Genomic DNA, 23,551 nt, shown 5'->3' with positions numbered 1-23,551 from the left:
GCAATGAAACGAACAATTGTGATGATGTTGGGGCTCAGTCTAGTATTAACTGCTTGTGCGCCAACAAATGATGAACAGCCGAAACAGAAGCAAGACAGTGAACAGAGCATGTCCAAAAAGCAAACAAAAGTAAAAGAAATGGCGACAGATCAAAATGTACAGGGCGATAATTACCGTACAATCTTGCCTTTTAAAGAGAGTCAAGCACGTGGACTGATTCAAGAAGAAATGGCGAATGGATATAATGGTGAAGACTTTGAAGATGGCTTGTTGAAGATTAGTCAAGAAGTGTTCCCAACGGATAAATATTTGTATCAAGACGGTCAATTTTTAAATAAAGAAACGATTCGTGCTTATCTAAAACCAAAATATACCAAAAAAGAAATTGATAATATGAGCGATGAAGAGAAAGAGAAAACGAATGCGAGTGAGAACTTAGGTTTGAATCCATCAGTTAATGGAGAGAAAGACCCTGAGAAAATCGCTAAAAATTCACCAGCACTATTGTCTAATATTTTGGAACAGGACTTTTATAGTACAAGAGATACACAAGGAAAAGAGATTAAAGGTATGACAATCGGTCTCGCAATGAACAGTGTGTATTACTATCAAAAAGAAAAGTATGGCGAAACGTATAGCCAAGAACTTGATACAAAAATGGTAAAACAAAAAGGACAAGAAATGGCTGAAGAGATGTTATCGCGTTTACGTGAAAATAATCAGTTGAAAGATATTCCAATTACTTTTGCGATATATATTCAATCAAGTGAAGAAGATATTACACCTGGTCATTTTGTGAGTTATGCTGTTTCAGAAAAAAATGGTGCGAAGTTGAACGAATGGAAAAAGATTGATGAGCAAACCGTTTTATTGCCATCTAGTGAAGCTGCAGATTTGGACGAGCATCTGAATAATAACTTCCAAGATTTTAATAGTAGCTTACAGTCATACTTCAACAATTTTACGCAAGCAGTAGGCAAAGCCAAGTTTGTGAATAAAAAAGTGAATCATCTTGTTGTCGACTTACCAATTGATTATTATGGTAAAGCCGAATTAATCGGAATCACACAATATGTGACGCAATTGGCTGAAAAAGACTTAAAAGATGTGCCAACTTATGAAATTCATATTAAAGACGGCAGTCAACCACGTGCATTGATTACAAAGAACGAAGAAGATTCAGAGCCACAAGTGCATATTTATAAATAAGTTAAAGTCATATATACGAGCAAAAATAGTCTCGTGTATATGACTTTATTCGCATTTCATGAACCTTTAATTGTATACACAAATCGGACGTACACGCTTTTCAACGCGACGTCCGATACCCCTTAATTAAGTAATTTTTAATTTTTCACTTCACGTAGTTGACGTTTGACCTCATTCAAATCTCGCTCAACAAAGTCACCAGGTTTTTTAGTGAACTTCGATACGACAATTGTGACAATCAAACTTGCTAAAAAGCCTGGCACAATTTCATAAAGTGTGAAGAATTCGTATGTTTCTCCAAGTGGATGTGCAAAGACAATCCATAAAATAACAGTTAAAGCACCAGCAATCATTCCGGCAATCGCACCATTTCTAGAAAGACCTTTCCAATAAAGTGTCAAAATTACAAGAGGTCCAAATGATGCACCGAAGCCAGCCCAAGCATTCCCAACTAAGTTTAAGATCGTATCGTTAGGTGACCATGCAATAGCGATAGCAACGATTGCAACAATAATAACGGATAAGCGACCAACTAGGACGAATTCCTTTTCATGTGCTGCAGCATTTGCTTTTTTACCACGAATCAACTTGTAGAAGTCTTCTGTTAAAGAACTTGAAGTTACGAGTAATTGTGATGAAATGGTACTCATAATGGCTGCTAAGATGGCTGCAAGTAAGAAACCGCCAACCAATGGGTGGAATAAAATTTGTCCCATTAAAATAAAGAGTGTTTCAGGGTCTTGTAGTTCAACACCTTGTGCAGGTACAAACGCAATACCTAATAATCCAATCATCACTGCGCCAATAAGACCAACTGCCATCCACGTAATACCAATACGGCGTGTTAATGGGAAGAGTTTAACCGATCTAATTGACATAAAACGCACAAGAATGTGTGGTTGACCGAAGTAACCAAGTCCCCATGCAAAGAATGAAATAATACCAATAACTGTTGTACCACGGAATAGGTCAAGATTCGTTGGCTTTAACTCAGCAATCGTATGGAATGTATCCAGACCATTGAGTTTTAGTAATACAACGATAGGTACCATGATCATCGCAATCAACATGATGACACCTTGGAAAAAGTCTGTAATCGAAACGGCTAAGTAACCACCAAAGAATGTGTATAGAATAACGATAACCGCAACGAGTACAAGTCCAACGCGATAATCAAGACCGAATGCACTGTCAAATAACTTACCACCTGATACGAATCCAGCGTGTGTATATAGCGTAAAGAAGATGACGATAATCGCACCTGAAATAATCTTGATCAGATTCGATTGGTCAGCGAGACGATTATTAAAAAAGTCTGGAAGTGTAATCGCATCACCAGCAAGTTCAGTATGTACACGTAAGCGAGGTGCGACAATCAAGTAGTTAATGTATGCACCTAATGTCAGACCAATCGTAATCCAAAGTGCAGAAAGCCCTGTTGAATACACTTCTCCAGGTAATCCCATAATCATCCAACCACTCATATCCGACGCACCTGCTGAAAGTGCAGTAACCCATGGACCAATATCACGGCCACCAAGCATATATTCACTTAGATTACTTGTAGCCTGTTTGTAGCCATAGTATCCAATCGCTAACAAAATAATAAAATAGAGTGCAATCATGATGTATGTTTGCCAGTTGAGATTGACTTGGCTAGATAATGTTGCCCCTAATAAAAACATGATAAGTTCCCCCTTTAGTTTTTTGTGGCTTAAGATTTATTATACAATAATCGATGGATAAGGGAAGCGCTTCTTTTATAGGAGCAAAATGTAAACATATCAAGTAGCTGCGTATATCGTTATGAACAGTGAACTGTTGCATGTCATTTCAACGTAACGATGAGCAGACAATGTTCTATTTGAATGTTAAATGTTTCTTTAATTACTTTCTCCAACAAATTTTTTAGATTTTTAGCGCAAAGTTTGATACAATTTGAAGATAAAAGAGTATTTTTAAGGAGGCTATAATTAAATGGCTGAAATTACACATGAACAAGTCGAACATATCGCTAATCTTGCGCGCTTGAATGTGACTGAAGAAGAGTCAATAGCTGTACAAGAAACATTAGCGGGTATTTTAGATTTTTGCCATCAAATTGATTCAGTAAACACAGAAGATGTCAATCCGACGAATCACGTTTTAGATTTGCAAAATGTATTGCGCGAAGATGTTGCAGTACCTGGATTGCCACAAGATAAAGCATTGGTGAATGCCAAAGAAGTTGAAGCGGGACAATTTAAAGTGCCTGCTGTTATGAATGAGGAGGACGCATAAAGATGAGCATCCGTTACGAATCAATTGAAAACTTACAACAAATGATTAAAGATCAAAAAATTAAGCCTTCAGAGATTGTAAAAGATATTTATGCAGCAATTGAGGAAATAGATCCAACAATCCAATCATTTTTAGCATTGGATAAAGAAAATGCCTTGAAAAAAGCTGCTGAACTTGATGAACTTCAAGCAAAAGGCGAAATGGACGGCAAGTTATTCGGTATTCCGATGGGTATTAAAGATAACATCATCACTGAAGGTTTAGAAACAACATGTGCGAGTAAGATGTTAGAAGGTTTTGTACCAATCTATGACGCTACAGTCATGAAAAAGTTATATAGCGAAAACGGTGTATTAATCGGTAAAGTGAACTTAGACGAGTTTGCGATGGGTGGTTCAACAGAAACATCTTATTTCAAAAAAACTGTGAACCCATTTGACCATGCAGCAGTGCCAGGCGGTTCTTCAGGTGGTTCAGCAGCAGCGGTAGCAGCCGGTCTTGTACCATTCACATTAGGTACTGACACAGGTGGTTCTATCCGTCAACCAGCTGCATACTGTGGTGTTGTCGGACTTAAACCTACATATGGACGTGTATCACGTTACGGTCTTGTTGCATTCGCATCATCATTAGATCAAATAGGGCCAATTACACGTAATGTTAAAGATAATGCACTTGTGTTAGAAGCAATTGCCGGCGAAGATGCAATGGATTCAACAAGTGCACCAGATGTTGCGCAAGACTTTACAGCGGACATTGGTAAAGACATTAAAGGAATGAAGATTGCCTTACCAAAAGAATATATTGGTGAAGGTATTGATAATGAAGTTAAAGCAGCTGTCTTAAAAGCTGCCGAAACATTTAAAGCTTTAGGAGCGACTGTTGAAGAAGTAAGCTTACCACGTACATCATCAGGTATCCCTTCATATTATGTGATTGCATCAGCAGAAGCGTCGTCTAACTTAGCACGTTTCGATGGTATTCGTTATGGTTATCATTCAAAAGACGCTCGTACTTTAGAAGAGCTTTACAAAATGTCTCGTAGTGAAGGTTTCGGTGAAGAAGTAAAACGCCGTATTTTCCTTGGTACATACGTATTAAGCTCAGGTTATTATGATGCATATTATAAAAAGGCACAAAAAGTACGTACATTAATCAAAAACGACTTTGAGAATGTCTTTAAAGCGTATGATGTTATTTTAGGTCCAACAACACCAACAGTTGCATTCGATCTTGGCGCTGAAATCAACGATCCGTTAACGATGTATGCCAATGACTTATTAACAACACCTGTTAACTTGGCAGGTCTCCCAGGTATTTCGGTACCATGTGGATTAGCAGAAAATGGACGTCCAATCGGCTTACAATTAATCGGTAAACCATTTGACGAAAAAACATTGTATCGTGTTGCGCACCAATATGAAACGCAGTTCAATCTACACGACCAATATCAAAACTTATAAGGAGTGGCAAAAATGCATTTTGAAACAGTAATCGGGCTTGAAGTCCACGTTGAATTGAAAACAGACTCAAAAATGTTTTCGAATGCGCCAGTCGCATATGGTGCTGAGCCAAATACAAACACAAGCGTTATCGATCTTGCATATCCAGGTGTTTTACCAACAGTGAATAAGCGAGCGGTAGATTGGTCAATGCGTGCAGCGATGGCGTTAAACATGGAGATTGCTACGGAGTCGAAGTTTGACCGTAAAAACTACTTCTATCCAGACAATCCGAAAGCATACCAAATCTCACAATTAGATCAACCAATCGGTGAACATGGTTACATCGACATCGAAGTGAATGGTGAAACAAAACGCATCGGTATTACACGCCTTCACATGGAAGAAGATGCAGGTAAATCAACACATAAAAATGGTTACTCTCTTGTTGACTTAAACCGTCAAGGAACACCACTTGTTGAGATCGTATCGGAACCTGACATCCGTTCACCAGAAGAAGCATACGCATATTTAGAAAAATTAAAATCAATCATCCAATATACAGGCGTTTCTGACTGTAAAATGGAAGAAGGTTCATTGCGTTGTGACGCTAACGTATCAATTCGCCCAGTTGGACAAAAAGAATTTGGTACAAAAGCGGAGTTGAAAAACTTAAACTCATTTAACAACGTACGTAAAGGTCTTGAGTATGAAGTGAAACGTCAAGAAGAAGAACTTTTAAATGGTGGCGAAATTCTTCAAGAAACACGCCGTTTTGACGAATCAACAGGGAAAACAATCTTGATGCGTGTGAAAGAAGCATCTGATGATTATCGTTACTTCCCAGAGCCAGATATCGTACCTTTATACATTGATGAAGAGTGGAAAGCACGTGTTAAAGCGTCTATTCCTGAATTACCAGATGCACGTAAAGCAAAATATGTTGAACAATTTGGTTTGCCTGCATACGATGCACATGTTCTGACATTGACAAAAGAAATGTCGGATTTCTTTGAAGAAGCAGTAGCTGAAGGGGCAGATGTTAAGTTAACGTCAAACTGGTTAATGGGTGGCGTAAACGAGTACTTGAATAAAAACCAAATTGATCTTCAAGATACAGGCTTAACACCGCAAAACTTAGCTGGTATGATTAAGTTGATTGAAGATGGCACAATGAGCAGTAAAATCGCGAAAAAAGTTTTCCCAGAACTTGCGAAAAATGGTGGCGATGCACAGCAAATCATGAAAGATAAAGGTCTTGTACAGATTTCTGATGAAGGTGCAGTGCTACAATTTGTACAAGATGCGATTGCGAACAACCCACAATCTGTTGAAGATTACAAAAATGGTAAAGGTAAAGCAATGGGCTTCTTAGTAGGACAAATTATGAAGTTATCAAAAGGTCAAGCTAATCCACAATTAGCGAATAAATTATTAAAACAAGAACTAGACAAGCAATAATTGTTTCATATAAAGCACGAACAACTGCGATTAAATACGTGGCTGTTCGTGTTTTTCGTTTCTTCAGCTTTTATATTGGATGAGATAGTTAGAATTAGTTATGCTTTGTTGTAATATGATATAAGTTGAAATAATTGGATTCAATCAGTGTACGTTTTATCAGTATGAGAGAAAGAGGAATCACGACAGAACTTTATGATTAGATAACAGTAGGAAGTACTATAGACTAAGATATTTAGAAGTGTGAGAGATATTAATAGAAAATGCTGTATATGCTTTTTCAATTTTGATAATCTGTTGGAATAAGCATGTGTAAGTTATAAAGCTGTTTAGTAAATTTCAAAGGAAAGAATGCAACATCGGCGTGCTAACAAACATATGAAACTTTCGATAATTTAATGTTTTTAGCTTTCATTACACCTAAGTTTGTTTTAATATTAATTGTGAGTATATCAAAATAATTGAGGGATATGAATGAGAAAACGTGCAAGGATTATTTACAATCCAACATCAGGTAAAGAACTATTCAAAAAAGCCTTGCCGGATGTGTTGGTGAAATTTGAACAAGCTGGTTATGAGACAAGTACGTATGCGACACAGAAGATTGGTGATGCAACTGAAGAAGCGGCGCGTGCAATTAATGCACAGTATGATTTACTTGTAGTAGCAGGTGGGGATGGGACACTGAATGAAGTAATTAACGGAATTGCTGAGAAACCTAATAGACCGAAGCTTGGTTTAATACCAATGGGAACGGTTAATGATTTTGGCCGTGCATTACATTTACCTACTGACATTTTTGAAGCTGTGGACGTGATATTGGATGGGAAAACGGTTCAAGTTGATATTGGAAAGATGAACAGTCGATACTTTATTAACTTAGCGGGTGGCGGTAAGATTACAGAAGTCTCTTATGAAGCTCCCAGCAAGTTGAAATCAATTGTTGGACCTTTTGCATATTACATCAAAGGATTCGAGATGTTGCCACAAATGCACCCAGTCGATGTACGCATTGAGTATGATGATAATGTATTTGAAGGTGAGATTACGTTATTTTTGCTAGGTTTAACGAATTCTATGGCTGGATTTGAGAAACTAGTACCCGATGCAAAACTTGATGATGGAATGTTCACCTTACTTATTGTGGAGAAAGCGAATTTAGCGGAACTTGGTCATATTATGACGTTAGCATCGCGTGGAGAACATATAGGACATCCTAAAGTGCATTACATTAAGGCGCAATCAGTGAATATCTCATCGTTTGCAGAAATGCCACTTAACGTTGATGGCGAGTATGGTGGTCAATTGCCAGCGAATTTTCTAAATTTAGTACGTCATATCGAAGTGTTTTCTCCAGCAGATGTGAATAACGAATTGTTGATAGATGAACCGACAAGAGCGACGAGTTTGTAAAAAGAGAGAGACTTGAAATCTAAAGGATATAAGCAGGTTTCAGCGTCTCTCTTTTGTCATGTAGCAATTAAAATGAAAAGAAAGAGTGAGACGGCGTGTCAGTTGTTGAAAAAAACGAAACATATACAGGGCGTGTCATTGACTTGACACATGAAGGTCATGGCGTGGTTAAAATAGACCAGTATCCAATCTTTGTTCCTCAAGCCTTAATCAATGAAACCATACGCTATAAAGTGATCAAAGTAAATAAAAAATTTGGATTCGGAAAGCTTCTTGATATTGTAGAAGAAAGCGAACAGCGTGTGATACCACCTTGTGATTATTATCAAAAATGTGGAGGTTGCCAGTTACAGCATTTGTCATATGAGGCGCAGCTTGAGATGAAAAAAGAACAGGTCGTGAACTTGTTCCATCGTAAAGGCAAAATGACAGAAGTACCGATTCTTCCAACAGTTGGCATGACTGAGCCTTGGCATTATCGCAATAAAACACAAATTCCAGTCGGTATATCAAAAGAAGGCGATATTCAAATGGGATTTTATCGCCAACGGAGTCACGACATTATTGATATGGATACATGTTTGATACAAGATGATATTCAAAATCAAATCATGCGTGAGATTAAACAACTGGTACAACAATATGAGATATCTACGTATAACGAACAACGCCATCAAGGATTGTTACGTCACGTGGTCATCCGATTAGGTCATTTCACGAATGAAGTTATGGTAATCTTTGTTGTCAATGGCAAGAAGTTACCGCATGCTGATGCGATCGTTGATACACTAATACAAACTTTTCCAATGATAAAAAGTATTAAAATTAATAGCCATCGAGAAAAAACAAATGTTATTATGGGTACAAAATCATATACACTTTTTGGGAAAGATTATATTGAAGATACGCTAAATGATGTTCATTTTGAAATTAGTGATTTATCATTCTATCAAATCAACGTGATGCAAACACAAAAACTTTATAATATTGCGGTAGATTATGCGCAATTAACGGGTAATGAAGTCGTGTTGGACGCTTATTGTGGTATTGGAACAATTGCATTGTCAATGGCAGATAAAGCCAAGCACGTCTATGGTGTGGAAGTTGTTCCTGAAGCTATTGCAGATGCCAAGCGCAATGCTAAAAATAATAGTTATGACAACACAACATTTGTCGCTGGTCCTGCAGAAAAAGTTATTTTAGATTGGCAGCGTGCGGGTATTCAGCCTGATGTAGTTACGGTTGATCCGCCAAGAAAAGGTTGCGATCCAACATTTATAGAGACATTGAAAACTTTAGCACCAGAACGTATTGTTTACGTATCGTGTAATCCAAGCACCCAATTGCGCGATATTAATTTATTGAAAGACCAGTATAGCGTAATAGAAGTTACACCCGTTGATATGTTTCCGCATACGGCTCATGTTGAATGTGTTGCTTTGTTACAACGAGTCAAAGGATAAAAAATCCTTTATTTAAACACTTTTTCAAGTTTTTCCCTCTACTCAGCTTTACTGGGGTGGGACAACGGAATCCTTTTAGAAAAATGAGATTCCTATCCCACTCCCTCTTTTTTTATTTCTATGAGAAACTCATGAAAAAGGAAGAACAGTCATCACGTTAAGTTAATAGGGATTGGCATAGATAATGGAACTCAATTGGTTACTGAAATAGGGAAGATGGGTTTAATCCAATTTGATGAATTGGGTAGTATAGCATCAAATTTGAAACAAAGTTAGTAATTCATCCTTCTACTCTGTATGCTTACCATATCGATAAAACGCTATCTCTCGTCTTAAAAGGAAAATGCTAGTACCCTTTTTTGCCTCTTGTTAGCCTTTAAAAAACAAATAAAAGTCTTGTTAAGGAGTTTAATTTATGATAAAGTTGTTCTTGTATCAGATACAAGATGAAGAGGGGGACGTATATGGACACTAAATTTTCAGTTGCTCTCCATATCTTGACTATGATTAGTGAAAGTAAGGAGAAACTAAGTTCACAGGCTTTGGCAGAAAGCGTTGGGACTAATGCTAGCTATATTCGTAAGGTAATCGCACTGTTGAAAAATGCAGGTCTAATTCAATCCTACCAAGGTAAGACTGGCTACCAACTCAGCAAGTCTCCAAAGGATATTTCTCTTAGAGAGATTTACTTTGCGACACAGGAGATTGATAAAATTAGTCTTTTTCCCATTCATCAGAATGCTAATCTGGATTGTCCAGTCGGAAAGTATATCGAAAGTGCTATGATTCCGATTTTCTCAAGTGTCGAGACATATTTGGAGCAGGAATTGTCCCAGAAGACTTTGGATGATCTCATTGACAATTTGTATCAAACTGCTAATAAACCTCGTATCTGACTTGTTAACAGGTCAGATTTTATTAGACAACAGATAGTCTTGTATCAGATACAAGAACAATATTATAGAAAAGAGAAAAAACATGAAAGCAGCACAACATACATCTTACAATAAAAACAATATTACACTCACATTGACTGACATTGCTAAACCGCAAATCGCAGCAAACCAAGTCTTGGTCAAGGTCACCGCAGCCGGTGTCAATCCTCTAGACAATATGATTTCTCGTGGCGAGGTTAAGATGATTGTTCCTTACAAACTGCCACAGACAGCTGGTAACGAAGTGGTGGGGATTGTTGAGCAGACAGGCACACAGGTCAAAAATGTCAAGGTAGGAGATCGTGTATTTGGCCGTTTGCCACTAGATGATATTGGAGCTTTTGCCGAGTATGTAGCGGTAGACAGCGCAGCCTTGGCTAAAGTTCCTGACTACCTGACAGATGTAGAGGCAGCAGCAGTTCCTCTTACTGCCCTCACTATCATACAGGCTCTTGACCTCATGGGGGCTCAGGCTGGTAAGACTATCTTCATCTCTGGTGGTACTGGAGGTGTTGGTGGTATGGCTATTCCTATCGCTAAGGCTAAGGGCTTGACGATCATTACTAACGGTGATGGAGCAAATGGTGAACGTGTCTTGAAACTTGGAGCAGATTACTTCATTGATTACAAAAAAGAAGATTACATCAAAACAGTCAGCAATGTGGATTATGTCCTAGACACTCTTGGTGGTGCAGAGACTGAAAAGCAAATGAGCATCATGAAAAAAGGTGGGCATCTGGTATCCTTACGTGCGATGCCAAATGGTGATTTTGCCAAACGAATGAACTTGCCGAAATGGAAGCAGTTCCTCTTTGGCATAGTGGGTCGTAAGTTTGACAAGATGGCAGCTAGCTATGGTGTCAACTATCACTTTATTTTCGTTGAAAGCAATGGTGCTCAACTACAAGAAGTTGCAGATATTTTCAGTAAGCTAGAAATCAAGCCATCTATCGATACCGTCTATCCATTTGAAGAGGTCAATGCTGCGCTGGACAAGGTAGCAAACGGTCGCTCTCGCGGTAAAACCGTCCTCAGCTTTTAAGGTTTGCTATTTTACAAAAGAAAGAAGAGAATTTATGTCGTATATCACAACTAAAAACATTTATGTTACTGTCGATGGTGCGGAAATTGCCTACCGTGAATTAGGCGAGGGAAAGTCAGAACTACCTTTGGTTATGCTAGTGCATCTGGGCGCAACCTTGGACAACTGGGATCCAAAGTTGTTGGACTTGATTGCTGAAAAACAACACGTCATCGTTTTAGATTTGCCTGGCGTCGGTGATAGTCAAGGGAAAGTGGCGGATACCATTCCAGGCATGGCTGTGCAAGCTATTGAAATCCTTCAGTCTCTTGACTATAGCAAAATTAACCTGTTGGGCTTGTCCATGGGAGGTATGATTGCTCAGGAGATGGTGCGTGTCAATAGTAGTTTAGTTAACCGTCTGATTTTGGCTGGTACGGGCCCACGGGGCGGTGTGGAAGTGGATAAGGTAACGGGCAAGACTTTCCGTTTTATGATGAAGGCGGGTCTGGAAAATGTAGACCCAAAGCGTTACATTTTCTACAATCATGATGAAGAAGGCGGTCGTGAAGCTCAAAAAGTTCTCAACCGTATGGGGAACCGTCCAAAAGCATTTTCGGATAAGAATATGAATGTCCCTGGATTCTTAATGCAGCTTAAAGCAATCAAGCGTTGGGGTAAGGCAGATATGGATGACCTAAAGTACATTACCCAGCCAACCTTGATTGTCAATGGAGATAATGATATGCAGGTACCTACGATTAATTCTTATAATATGCACGATAAGATTGCTAACAGTAAGCTTGTTATTTATCCAAATGCTGGTCATGGTTCAATATTCCAGTATGCTGATGAGTTTTCACAAGAATTGTTGAATTTTTTAGAGAGATAAAAGTGGTGGATTTTATAATCAACCTAGCCATCTATAAACGGAAAAACGCCATGTGAATTTCATGTTATTATTGAGGTTACCATACCAAATCAATAAAGGACTAAATTCACCTGACGTATACTCATTTTAACATGACAAATAAAACTAGGTATTTATAGCTATCTTTCCACTATATGAAGCTGAACAGCCTTAATTCGATGTACAGAAGAGAATACATAGTAAAGAAACCAGGTTCACGCTTGTAGTGGATCTAGTTTTTTTATGTAAATATGTTGAATACATAATAAGAATATGCACAATTTTTGGTGCAGATGACAATGATTTATGGTATGTCTTGAATATGGAGGGTTCACTATGATTGGAAAGAATATTAGTTCCTTACGAAAAACACATGATTTAACGCAGACAGAGTTTGCAAACATTATTGGTATTTCATGCAATAGTCTTAGTCGATATGAAAACGGCACAAGTCCTATTACAACAGAATTGATTGACACTATTTGTCAAAAGTTCAACGTGTCCTATGTTGATTTGGTTGGAAAAGATAAAATGCTTACGCCAGTAGAAGATTATCAGTTAACTTTAAAAATAGAGGTATTAAAAGAACGCGGTTCGGTCATTCTATCTCAGTTGTACCGTTATCAAGAAAAGAAAGGCATTCAGTTTGACGATGAGTTTAATCCATGGATTTTAATGAGTGATGACTTGTCTGATCTGCTGAACACTAAGATTTATTTTTTAGATACTTTTGACGAATTAGAACGTTATATTGGCTATTTAGACGGTATTGAGCGGATATTGGAGCTTGCCAGTCATCAGGTGGTCGCTTAATGACATTAGAAGAATTTAGTCGAGATGACTTTGATTTAGCTCTAAAACGCACCATTCGTATCTTAACCTGTGGTAAAAATCCTTCACCTGAACCACAGGCTATTTTACTTGGTGGCAAAGCGGTGCAGGTAAGACAACAGTTCATCGAATTAAACAAAAGGAATTTCAAGGGAATATCATTATTGTTGATGGGGATAGCTATTGCGCTCAGTGCCCGAATTATCTTGCTTTACAGGAAAGATACGGCAAAGATAGCGTTGAATATACCAAACAATTTGCAGGAAAAATGGTAGAACATCTAGTCAATGAGCTAAGCTTGTTGGGTTATCATTTGTTAGTTGAAGGGACGTTAAGAACCACGGAAGTCCCTCGAAAGACAGCTCAATTATTGAATTCAAAAGGTTATCAAGTCTCACTCGCCTTAATTGCGACAAAACCAGAACTTTCTTATTTAAGCACTATGATTCGTTATGAGGAACTTTACGCTATTGACCCAAATCAAGCTAGAGCAACACCCAAAGAACACCATGATTATAACGTGAATCATTTGGTCAAGAATGTCGAGAGTTAGAAAATGAACAACGCTTCAAACAGATTCAAATTTATCAAAGGGATAGAAATTGCATCTATGATTTCGAAGTGGATGAAGGTTCGGCTGCCGATGTTCTACAAGAATGCTTCTTTGGAAAATGGAGTAAGGTCGAGGAGGAGATGATGAAGATTGGGCAGAAACAGTTGAGGGAGTTGAAAATTAAAGGAGAGTACTGAAATGGCAGAAAAAAGAATAATGCGACATCTAGTTGGAGCGGTTATAATCATCAAGGACAGGTTGGTATTTTTCTCGCTTTGAAGGAGTTAAGTGAGTTGCTCCGCTCGTAAAAGCCTAGTATAAAAGGGGAGAAAGTTTTAGTGCCAAAGTTTTTCTTGATTGATGGGGCGTATCAAAAGAGAAAATGTGCTTGATAGTGTAGGTTGAAGCCAAAGCTATTTTCAGTAACCATCGGAATTTTTTTATTCGTAAATAATATATTTGTATGAATGAAATAGAGTCTAAAAGAAATAATTTCTCATTACATGTCAAAGCAATAGACTACTCAAGGTAAAATTTCTTATTTCAAGATTTTTCTGTTTTTGTTATTTTTACAAGAGGATTATTAATGTGACTATTCGTATTAAGAGCCTCTAAGTTGAGATAATTATTGAAATTTTAGTCATTATTATATGGAAGAGATGCAAATTATTCTAGCAAACAAGGCGTTTGTAGGAATGGATTTGTGTCTCTTTTTGTTTGAGGAATAGTTAAAAAATTTATGACTAAAAAGCCAGTTTACGTATTATTCTATTTCTTCTCATATCTTAAAGTTTTTCTTTAAAATGGCTAAAAATAATATGTTTTTTAAAAATTTTATAAGAAGGTAATGGGTAAATGAGAATGATATGAATAAATAACTTTACAAATATATATAACATGTCGATTGTTTTCTTAATAAATTAACAGAATTATCGAAATGCAGAATATACATATCTTAGTAAGAATTATGGAACTAAATTTATATTACATAAAATTAGTAAATAGTTAGCATGATAATGTCCAAATTATTAAATAAAACAATATTTTTACACTAAATTTTATTGATTTTTGAAAAATAAGTATAGTAAGAAAATATTATAAAAAAGAATTGACAAAGTAGGGGGTGGGGGTATACTGTTGTATGACAATTATTTTAGGAGGAATGCTAATGTTGCATGAAAAATATCATAAAAAGGATAGGTATGCTATCCGCAAATTTAAAGTGGGTGTCGGTTCGATTCTCTTAGGTTCGTTATTCCTAGTTGTACCCAGTTTGACAGATACATCAATAGCACAGGCTGATGAAATAACACCGAGTGAAAAAGCAGATGTACAAGCAAAAGAAGTTGTTGATTCTAGCCCTAATACAGAATTATCTACTCTAGAAAAAACAGAAAATTTAGCAAATGTTGAAGAAAAGGTAACAGAAGCTGTTGATTCTAGCCCAGTGGAAAAATTAGAATCGCCAAATGCAGATACCAACTCTGAACCTCTTTCAGCTGCTAAAGATACAGAAGCTGCTGAGCATAAGAATCCAACTGCTGTAACAGAGGAAGAAAAGAAAGTAGAAGAAAAACCAGCTACTCGTACAGCAGCTGTAAACTATAAGGTAACGTATACAGATGTTGCAACAAATGAAGTTGTACTTTCACAAAATCATACGACAGCTGAAACAACGGAACTTCCAAAAGATCAACCTGCAACGATCAATGTAAATGTAGATGCTCGTGTAGCGCTTAAATCTCAACCAGCTCTTGCAGGTTATAAATTGGCAGCTAATCAACCAGAAATTCAAGCCGCAGAAGTTGTAGAACGTGGTGGTCGTAAAAACATTGTGAATATCAATGTAAGTAAAGAACATCAAATCACTGCAAGAAGCAATGACGAATCTCGTACTGGATTTAGAACAGTTCCTGCCAATGGATCAACGCCTAATGACTATGCAGAACCATCAGCCTCTACCCTACGTGATGACTACGCCGTTTCATTTAAAGATATGGGAGCTTTGACTGGACGTCCTCAAGATCCAGGTTTAGTAAAATTGAGTGATTATGTATATGTCTACAAATACGCATTTAATGACAAAACGCCTTTTAATATCGATGATTTCCGCAAACGCCTAGTACTAACACCTAAAGATCCTGCTAATCCTAAGAAACTTAGAACTTTAGAAGGAACGGAAGTTTTTGACAAGACTAAATATACTAGTTCAAACAATATCTTGAAGTCCCCAGAAGGTGATAAAGACATTGATTTAGCAAAAGTCATCTATGGTTCACAAGGAGAAATTTCATCACTTACTCCAGTTGGAACAGCAACAGATGGTAATGGTGGTGAAAAAAGTTTTACGACAATTGGTACGGGGTTTGAAAATTCTAGCGTCTGGAAAACAAACAATGATGGAAATACAGTTAATACTGGGCCTGGAACGCCAACAGACTTCCGTTATGTGAATGGTGCGAGTTATACTTTGCAAGTGCATAAGAGCATATTCGATAAAACAAATGCTGCAGGCGATCCCGTATTAGCAGTAGACATTAAAAATGATAAATATCGTCAACAACGTGCAATTGTCTTTATTCAAGGGGTTGATATCGACAAACCAGTCATCAATGCTGATCAAACTCGTACAAACTTCAATAATTCAGATAAAGACAATCAAGGAAAAGATTGGACAAGTGTTCAAACAGAAGATGCTTTTGTAGGTAATCTTGAAGCACGTTTGAATGATTTAACAAAAAATCCAGCAAACGTTGTTGCAACAGATAATGTTCACCGCACGGATGACTTGAGCAAGGATAGTACTATCTTGGGTGAAAACCGTACACGATACAAATTTAGAGATGCAGAAGGAAAGCTTTTAACAAAAGAGGAGTTATTAGCAAAAGCTAAATCTGAGCCGATGGAAGCTGTCAAATATACGATGGTTGCTATCGTAACAGATGATTCTGGAAATGTTTCAGATCCTGTAGAACTTCGTACGTTCTCTATTACGAATGACACGGCTAAAAACAACCCAACTACAGAAGTGATTACTGTTGCAAATACAAATAATTTGTCAGATTCAGAGAAACAAGCTGTAAAAGATAAAATCAAGCAATTGAATAAGAATCTAACATCTAGTGGAAAACCATTGACCTTGACAGATGATATGATTACTGTTTCAGCAGATGGTACGGCAGTCATTACTTATCCAGATGGTACAACAGATACCTTTACGCCTGCTCAAACTGTAAAACAAATTAAAATCAATAACCCAGAACCGACTTTGATTAAAGATCCAACAAACTTGACAGACAAAGAAAAAGAAGCGGTTAAAGAAGCTGTTAAGAAGTCAAATCCAGATGTGGATCCAAACACAATCAAAGTTGAAAAAGATGGTACTGTAACATTCACAAAAGACGGTAAAGAGTTCAAAGTACCACAAGCAGAAACGACAGCGGTGAAACCATCACCAACGTTAGTGAAAGACCCAAACAACTTAACAGACAAAGAAAAAGAAGCGGTTAAAGAAGCTGTTAAGAAATCAAACCCAGATGTGGATCCGAACACAATCAAAGTTGAAAAAGATGGTAGCGTAACATTCACAAAAGACGGTAAAGCGTTCAAAGTACCACAAGCAGAAACGACAGCAGTGAAACCATCACCAACGTTAGTGAAAGATCCGAACAACTTAACAGACAAAGAAAAAGAAGCGGTTAAAGAAGCTGTTAAGAAATCAAATCCAGATGTGGATCCAAACACAATCAAAGTTGGAAAAGATGGCACTGTAACGTTCACAAAAGACGGTAAAGAATTCAAAGTGCCACAAGCAGAAACAACAGCAGTAAAACCGGAGCCAACGTTAGTGAAAGATCCAAACAACTTAACAGACAAAGAAAAAGAAGCGGTTAAAGAAGCTGTTAAGAAGGTTAATCCAGATGTAGATCCAAACACAATCAAAGTTGAAAAAGATGGTAGCGCAACGTTCACAAAAGACGGTAAAGAATTCAAAGTGCCACAAGCAGAAACAACAGCGGTGAAACCATCACCAACATTAGTAAAAGATCCGAACAACTTGACAGACAAAGAAAAAGAAGCTGTTAAGGAAGCCGTTAAGAAATCAAATCCAGGTGTGGATCCAAACACAATCAAAGTTGAAAAAGATGGTACGGTAACGTTCACAAAAGACGGTAAAAAATTCACAGTACCGCAAGCAGAAACAACAGCAGTGAAACCATCGCCAACGTTAGTGAAAGATCCGAACAACTTAACAGACAAAGAAAAAGAAGCGGTTAAAGAAGCTGTTAAGAAGGTTAATCCAGATGTAGATCCAAACACAATCAAAGTTGAAAAAGATGGTAGCGTAACGTTCACAAAAGATGGTAAAGAATTCAAAGTACCGCAAGCAGAAACAACGGCAGTGAAACCATCGCCAACATTAGTGAAAGATCCAAACAACTTAACAGATAAAGAAAAAGAAGCTGTTAAGAAGTCAAATCCAGATGTGGATCCAAACACAATCAAAGTTGGAAAAGATGGTACGGTAACGTTCACAAAAGACGGTAAAGAATTCAAAGTGCCACAAGCAGAAACAACAGTAGTAAAACCAGCACCAACGTTAGTGAAAGATCCGAACAACTTAACAGACAAAGAAAAAGAAGCAGTTAAGGAAGCTGTTAAGAAAGTTAATCCAGATGTGGATCCAAACACAATCAAAGTTGAAAAAGATGGTAGTGTAACGTTCACAAAAGACGGTAAAAAATTCACAGTACCACAAGCAGAAACAACAGCAGTGAAACCATCGCCAACATTAGTAAAAGATCCAAACAACTTGACAGACAAAGAAAAAGAAGCGATCAAAGAAGCTGTTAAGAAATCAAATCCAGATGTGGATCCAAACACGATTAAAGTTGAAAAAGATGGCACAGTAACATTTACAAAAGACGGTAAAGAGTTCAAAGTACCACAAGCAGAAACGACAGCAGTGAAACCGGAGCCAACGTTAGTGAAAGATCCAGCCAACTTGACAGACGAAGAAAAAGAAGCGATCAAAGAAGCTGTTAAGAAGTCAAATCCAGATGTAGATCCAAACACGATCAAAGTTGGAAACGATGGCACAGTAACATTTACAAAAGACGGTAAAGAACTCACAGTACCGCAAGCAGAAACAACGGCAGTGAAACCATCACCAACATTAGTGAAAGATCCAGCCAACTTGACAGACAAAGAAAAAGAAGCGATCAAAGAAGCTGTTAAGAAATCAAATCCAGATGTGGATCCAAACACGATTAAAGTTGAAAAAGATGGCACAGTAACATTTACAAAAGATGGTAAAGAATTCACAGTGCCACAAGCTGTAATGACAGTTGTTAAACCATCATTAACTTGGGTAAAAGACCCGCAAAACTTAACGTCAGCAGAAAAAGAAGAAGTTAAGAAGAAAGTAAAAGAGAAGAATCCAGATCTTCCAGAAAAAACAGAAATCACAGTAGGTAAAGACGGCACGGTTACGATCAAAGTACCAGGACAAGCTACGTCAGTAGAAGTGACTGACACAGTTGCAAGTGTGAAAGTGCCAGATAAAACTGTAGTGAAAGATCCACAAAACTTGACACCAGAAGAACGAGAAGAAATTAAGAAGAGAGTAAAAGAGAGTAATCCAGAACTCCCAGAAAAAACAGAAATCATAGTGGGCAAAGATGGCACAGTCACAATCAAAGTACCAGGGCAAGATGCGTCAATAGAACTTGCTAATACAGTTGTAAGCGTGAAAGTTCCAGGCAAGATTGTAGATAAAGATCCACAAAACTTGACGCCAGAACAACCGAAACAACCAGGTATGGTTCAACCATCTGACACAATGAAAGATAAGAAAGTTAAAGGTATGAAACAAGCTGATAAAGCGACGAAAAAAGATTTACCAGAAACTGGTAATACCAATAACCCATTTGTAGCAGCATTTGGTTTCTTAACATTGTTAGTCGGCGCAAGAATGACAAGACGTAAACGTCGAGAGGAAAACTAAGAAGCATTGTAAGTAAAGCGGTTAGTTTTTCAAGAATAAAGCAGTAAAGGGGCTAGTTAGACGAATGATGTAGAAGTTAGTAGCTGACTGGAGTGAAAATTCGCTTTTCATTTTTCACTCCTAATCAGCTTTGCAGGTTAGGACAATAAGAATCCTGTACTACTTCCATTGTTCTATATTATAAAATTAATTTTCTATTATATGATAAACATCTTAGGAGGAATTTCAGTGTTGCATAAAAATTATCGTAAAAAAGATAGATATTCGATTCGTAAGTTTAAGGCAGGGGTAGGTTCCATTTTCTTGGGTTCACTATTTATAGCGATACCCAACTTCATAGATACGCCAGTAGCATACGCTGATGAAGTAGCGCCTAGTGAAGCTGTAGGTGCAAAAGCAGAAGACGCAAAAGTTGAAGAAAAGAATGCAGAACCGCCAATTGCAGATACCAACTCTGAACCTCCTTCAGCTATTAAGGATACAGAAACTGCTGATCACAAGAATCCAACTGCTATTGGAGTAGGTGCAAATGACACTAAAGATGGGCGTAGTGTATCAACCATTCCGTGGAGAAATGCTTTTGATAAAGGTGATTTTGAGGGTGCAGAAGAAAAGACAGCTAAAAGAGAGCATGTAACACCAATTTATCCTCAAGGTACAACCGCTTCGCCTGCTTGGTCACCTGCTGATAACAATGGACCACGTGATTTAGGAACAGTTACTTACAAGTGGAAAGAAAAAGAATTTACTGGAGATAAATCTTATGAAGGCTGGAAACTGAAAACCGGAAAGAGTTTTACAGTTGTAGAGCCATTAACTCCAGAAATTACGGAACCAAACAAAAATTTTGTCGGTAAATACACAATGGATGATAAAGATAAGTCCAAAGTATATGAACTTCCAGGTTATTCTAAAGACAAGACTGATGTTAATGGTTACGGCTGGTTGCTTCGAGGAAATGTAAAGCCGGCGAGTCAAGCTGCAGAAACAAGTTCGAGATCTCAACAATACTATAGCAATACAAATTCATCTAGATTTGTAGAGTTGAATAATCCAGGTACAGAGATTGTTTCCGAAGCGTATACTGTAAACCCTGGCTCTATCGTTCGTTTCCATTACTCTTTTAGAAGTGCTTTTGGTACATTTAATGGTGGCGGAACAGGAGAAAGAGGAAGTGGTTACCTAATTGATCAAAACGGCAACGTCCTTACAACTCTTGATGGGACTACTAAAGAGCTGCATAATGTGAATGGACAAAATGTATTTGGCTATGGTTTAGGCGCAGCTTTTTATAAAATTCCAGACAATGTAACTTCTATTCGTATGGTTCTAAAAGCTGGCGATAAATCTACCGCACTTGGAGATGCTCAGCCTAAAGGGGCTATATTTTTGATAACGTTGGGATTGAACTAGGTGCAGCTTTAAAAGCAACTCAAACTCTGACTCGAACAGATGCAGATGGTACTGAAGCAAATTATTATGGAGATAAGAAAATTTATAAACGTGGTGACAAGCTCAATTATACATTAAAAGTTCAAAATGAAGGTGGTATTACAGCTGGCAGCATAGAAACAAAGATTGTTGTTCCGAAAGGCGTATCGATTGTTGATTTGCCAAAAGGTTTTACCTATGATGAAGCTACACGTACTATTACACTATCTCCTTATCCAGGAACGAATAATGTAGCAAATGGTGCGCAAGATTATTTGGGATCTGGTTTAGCACCAGGTGCTTCTCGTAGTGTTACATTGCAATTCAAGATTGATGATAATATTGAGGAAGATGGCGTAAACTTCAAGTCTTATACTAGATATAAAAACAGTGATTATATTTGGCAAAACCAAATCACAGCAAAAGGTTCTGTCAAAACACTTGAAACAGTTGATATAGGTGAAGATCAAAAGATTTATATTGATACGAAATCACCAGCAGCACCAAAAGTTGATGAAATAAATACAAGTGCTAAGGTTATCAAAGTGACGCCTCCAACTGATCCTGATGTTAAGACGATTGATGTTACTATTACAGGTAAAGATGGGACTACGACAACGGTCACTGTTACGAAAGATGAAAATAATGTTTGGAAAACGCCAGAAGGAACAAATGTAACTGTTACTGATGGTAAACTCCAAATTTCAATTCCATCTACTGTGAATCTAGTGGCTGGTGAAAACAAAATTTCTGCTATTGCTAAAGATCATGTTAATAACGCTTCTGTGCCAGGGACAGCTAATGTTACAAACAGCGCTCCAACTGTGGAAGTTCCAAAAACGCTAGAAACTTACACGAGAGGAACAAAAGTAAATGTGACAAAAGGTGTTACAGTTAAGGATACAGAAGATGATACGGATAAAAATGACGCCAAGAAAACATCTGTCAAATATGTCATTACAGCACCAGACAATACGACTGTAACTTATATTAAAAAAGGTGACGGCAGTGTTGTGAAAGTTGAAAATGGGGTAGAAACCGCAGTAGCCGAAACAGAATTGACACAATTTTCACCAACTACTTTAGGAGAATATACAGTTACTGTCACACCAACGGATAGTGATGGTCTTGAAGGAAAAGCAGCAAGTTACAAATTTAATGTTACGAATCCTGCTGTAGTGGCAAATGATAAGATTTTGGTAGCTAATAAAGATGCTTTAACTTCAGCAGAAAAAGATATTCTTAAAGCTGCAATTAAAGATAAGAATGTTTATGTTAGAGACAATGAAATTGTAGTTGCAAATAATGGAGATACTACAGTTACTCAAAACGGTAAAACTACTAAATTCACTCAGGATCAAACAGTAGAACAACTAGCAGATCCAGTGAAGACGACAGTTAAAGCCCCATCATCTTTGACAGTCGATGAAAAGGCTGCAGTCAAAGCGCAAGTTAGAGCAATTGCAAACCTACCTACTACGGTTACAGATAATAATATTGTAGTGAATGCAGATGGTTCAGCTGTGATTACAATTCCAGCAAAAGGGAACGTTCCATCTTATACTATTGAAGTACCAGCAACTAAGACGGTACAACAGTTAGGGGACCCAATTAAGACGGTAGTAAAAGATGCCTCAGCGTTAACAGAGGGAGAGAAAGCAGCAGTTAAAGCACAAGTGGAGAAGTCAGAGAACTTCCCAGCAGGAGCAACAGTAGTTGTAGATAAAACAGGAAAAGCAACAATTACAGTTCCAGCAAAAGGGAACGTTCCATCTTATACTATTGAAATTCCAGCAACTAAGACAGTACAACAATTAGGAGACCCAATTAAGACAGTAGTAAAAGATGCCTCAGCGTTAACAGAGGGAGAAAAAGCAGCAGTTAAAGCGCAAGTGGAGAAGTCAGAGAACTTCCCAGCAGGAGCAACAGTGGTTGTAGATAAAACAGGAAAAGCAACAATTACAGTTCCAGCAAAAGGAAATATTCCATCTTATACTATTGAAGTACCAGCAACGAAGACAGTACAACAATTAGGAGATCCAATTAAGACAGTAGTAAAAGATGTCTCAGCGTTAACAGAGGGAGAAAAAGCAGCAGTTAAAGCGCAAGTGGAGAAGTCAGAGAACTTCCCAGCAGGAGCAACAGTAGTTGTAGATAAAACAGGAAAAGCAACAATTACAGTTCCAGCAAAAGGAAATATTCCATCTTATACTATTGAAGTACCAGCAACTAAGACGGTACAACAGTTAGGGGACCCGATTAAGACGGTAGTAAAAGATGCCTCAGCGTTAACAGAGGGAGAGAAAGCAGCAGTTAAAGCACAAGTAGAGAAGTCAGAGAACTTCCCAGCAGGAGCAACAGTAGTTGTAGATAAAACAGGGAAAGCGACAATTACAGTTCCAGACAAAGAGGGTGTTCCAGGTTACACAATTGAAGTACCAGCAACGAAGACAGTACAACAGTTAGGAGACCCGATTAAGACGGTAGTAAAAGATGCCTCAGCGTTAACAGAGGGAGAGAAAGCAGCAGTTAAAGCACAAGTAGAGAAGTCAGAGAACTTCCCAGCAGGAGCAACAGTAGTTGTAGATAAAACAG

General features: G+C 37.7%; 16 protein-coding genes. 15 read left to right on the top strand and 1 reads right to left on the bottom strand.

The window, feature by feature from the left end:
- The first annotated feature begins 3 nt into the window (after positions 1–3).
- Entirely contained in the window at positions 4–1,209 is a 1,206-nt protein-coding gene (locus NXS11_RS08295) for a CamS family sex pheromone protein (protein WP_259200479.1), read from the top strand.
- A gap of 137 nt (positions 1,210–1,346) precedes the next feature.
- Here the strand turns inward: NXS11_RS08295 and putP are convergent, their stop codons facing one another.
- Positions 1,347–2,894 carry a sodium/proline symporter PutP gene (putP, locus tag NXS11_RS08290; RefSeq protein WP_259200478.1) on the bottom strand — a complete coding sequence of 516 codons (1,548 nt, stop codon included), beginning with the start codon at positions 2,892–2,894 and terminating at the stop codon, positions 1,347–1,349.
- Positions 2,895–3,186: 292 nt separating this feature from the next.
- Between putP and gatC the strand changes: the two genes are divergently transcribed.
- The 14 genes from gatC to NXS11_RS08220 all read left to right on the top strand — a co-directional run.
- Positions 3,187–3,489, top strand: a complete 303-nt coding sequence (gatC, locus tag NXS11_RS08285; RefSeq protein WP_259200477.1) for an Asp-tRNA(Asn)/Glu-tRNA(Gln) amidotransferase subunit GatC — start codon at positions 3,187–3,189, stop codon at positions 3,487–3,489.
- Positions 3,490–3,491: 2 nt separating this feature from the next.
- Entirely contained in the window at positions 3,492–4,952 is a 1,461-nt protein-coding gene (gene gatA / locus NXS11_RS08280) for an Asp-tRNA(Asn)/Glu-tRNA(Gln) amidotransferase subunit GatA (protein WP_259200476.1), read from the top strand.
- A gap of 12 nt (positions 4,953–4,964) precedes the next feature.
- A complete protein-coding gene (gene gatB / locus NXS11_RS08275) occupies positions 4,965–6,392 on the top strand; it encodes an Asp-tRNA(Asn)/Glu-tRNA(Gln) amidotransferase subunit GatB (RefSeq protein WP_259200475.1) in 1,428 nt (475 codons plus the stop codon).
- Between the two features lie 474 nt (positions 6,393–6,866).
- Positions 6,867–7,805 carry a diacylglycerol kinase gene (locus NXS11_RS08270; RefSeq protein WP_259200474.1) on the top strand — a complete coding sequence of 313 codons (939 nt, stop codon included), beginning with the start codon at positions 6,867–6,869 and terminating at the stop codon, positions 7,803–7,805.
- Positions 7,806–7,900: 95 nt separating this feature from the next.
- Positions 7,901–9,268, top strand: a complete 1,368-nt coding sequence (gene rlmD, locus NXS11_RS08265; protein ID WP_259200473.1) for a 23S rRNA (uracil(1939)-C(5))-methyltransferase RlmD — start codon at positions 7,901–7,903, stop codon at positions 9,266–9,268.
- A gap of 464 nt (positions 9,269–9,732) precedes the next feature.
- Complete coding sequence (locus NXS11_RS08260; protein ID WP_259200472.1) at positions 9,733–10,164, top strand: Rrf2 family transcriptional regulator; 432 nt, start codon at positions 9,733–9,735, stop codon at positions 10,162–10,164.
- Between the two features lie 82 nt (positions 10,165–10,246).
- A complete protein-coding gene (locus NXS11_RS08255) occupies positions 10,247–11,245 on the top strand; it encodes an NADP-dependent oxidoreductase (RefSeq protein WP_259200471.1) in 999 nt (332 codons plus the stop codon).
- Positions 11,246–11,279: 34 nt separating this feature from the next.
- Entirely contained in the window at positions 11,280–12,116 is an 837-nt protein-coding gene (locus tag NXS11_RS08250) for an alpha/beta fold hydrolase (RefSeq protein ID WP_259200469.1), read from the top strand.
- A gap of 354 nt (positions 12,117–12,470) precedes the next feature.
- A complete protein-coding gene (locus tag NXS11_RS08245) occupies positions 12,471–12,947 on the top strand; it encodes a helix-turn-helix domain-containing protein (protein WP_259200467.1) in 477 nt (158 codons plus the stop codon).
- Positions 12,947–13,240, top strand: a complete 294-nt coding sequence (locus NXS11_RS08240) for a hypothetical protein (protein WP_259200466.1) — start codon at positions 12,947–12,949, stop codon at positions 13,238–13,240. The genes NXS11_RS08245 and NXS11_RS08240 overlap by 1 nt, the downstream gene beginning before the upstream one ends.
- The gene (locus NXS11_RS08235) at positions 13,123–13,518 is read left to right on the top strand and encodes a zeta toxin family protein (protein ID WP_259200600.1); all 396 of its coding nucleotides are present in this window, start codon (positions 13,123–13,125) and stop codon (positions 13,516–13,518) included. Before NXS11_RS08240 ends, NXS11_RS08235 begins: the two co-directional genes overlap by 118 nt.
- 1,168 nt (positions 13,519–14,686) lie before the next feature.
- Positions 14,687–19,525 (top strand): MiiA motif-containing surface protein, encoded by a 4,839-nt coding sequence (locus NXS11_RS08230; RefSeq protein WP_259200464.1) that lies wholly within the window; start codon positions 14,687–14,689, stop codon positions 19,523–19,525.
- Between the two features lie 228 nt (positions 19,526–19,753).
- Positions 19,754–20,938 carry a YSIRK-type signal peptide-containing protein gene (locus tag NXS11_RS08225; RefSeq protein WP_259200463.1) on the top strand — a complete coding sequence of 395 codons (1,185 nt, stop codon included), beginning with the start codon at positions 19,754–19,756 and terminating at the stop codon, positions 20,936–20,938.
- A 197-nt stretch (positions 20,939–21,135) separates the two neighbouring features.
- Positions 21,136–23,551, top strand: a 2,416-nt coding sequence (locus NXS11_RS08220; RefSeq protein WP_259200460.1) for a hypothetical protein, incomplete at its 3' end; no start/stop codon positions are given.

It is taken from the genome of Staphylococcus americanisciuri (genome assembly GCF_024814435.1).
GTDB classification, from domain to species: Bacteria; Bacillota; Bacilli; order Staphylococcales; family Staphylococcaceae; genus Staphylococcus; species Staphylococcus americanisciuri.
This window is presented reverse-complemented; position numbering and strand designations above follow the sequence as displayed.

Bases quoted from the DNA above. Each gene is read 5' to 3' on its own strand.
- NXS11_RS08295 (WP_259200479.1), top strand. From the start codon at position 4: ATGAAACGAACAATTGTGATGATGTTGGGGCTCAGTCTAGTATTAACT.
- putP (WP_259200478.1), bottom strand. From the start codon at position 2,894: ATGTTTTTATTAGGGGCAACATTATCTAGCCAAGTCAATCTCAACTGG.
- gatC (WP_259200477.1), top strand. From the start codon at position 3,187: ATGGCTGAAATTACACATGAACAAGTCGAACATATCGCTAATCTTGCG.
- gatA (WP_259200476.1), top strand. From the start codon at position 3,492: ATGAGCATCCGTTACGAATCAATTGAAAACTTACAACAAATGATTAAA.
- gatB (WP_259200475.1), top strand. From the start codon at position 4,965: ATGCATTTTGAAACAGTAATCGGGCTTGAAGTCCACGTTGAATTGAAA.
- NXS11_RS08270 (WP_259200474.1), top strand. From the start codon at position 6,867: ATGAGAAAACGTGCAAGGATTATTTACAATCCAACATCAGGTAAAGAA.
- NXS11_RS08260 (WP_259200472.1), top strand. From the start codon at position 9,733: ATGGACACTAAATTTTCAGTTGCTCTCCATATCTTGACTATGATTAGT.
- NXS11_RS08255 (WP_259200471.1), top strand. From the start codon at position 10,247: ATGAAAGCAGCACAACATACATCTTACAATAAAAACAATATTACACTC.
- NXS11_RS08250 (WP_259200469.1), top strand. From the start codon at position 11,280: ATGTCGTATATCACAACTAAAAACATTTATGTTACTGTCGATGGTGCG.
- NXS11_RS08245 (WP_259200467.1), top strand. From the start codon at position 12,471: ATGATTGGAAAGAATATTAGTTCCTTACGAAAAACACATGATTTAACG.
- NXS11_RS08240 (WP_259200466.1), top strand. From the start codon at position 12,947: ATGACATTAGAAGAATTTAGTCGAGATGACTTTGATTTAGCTCTAAAA.
- NXS11_RS08230 (WP_259200464.1), top strand. From the start codon at position 14,687: ATGTTGCATGAAAAATATCATAAAAAGGATAGGTATGCTATCCGCAAA.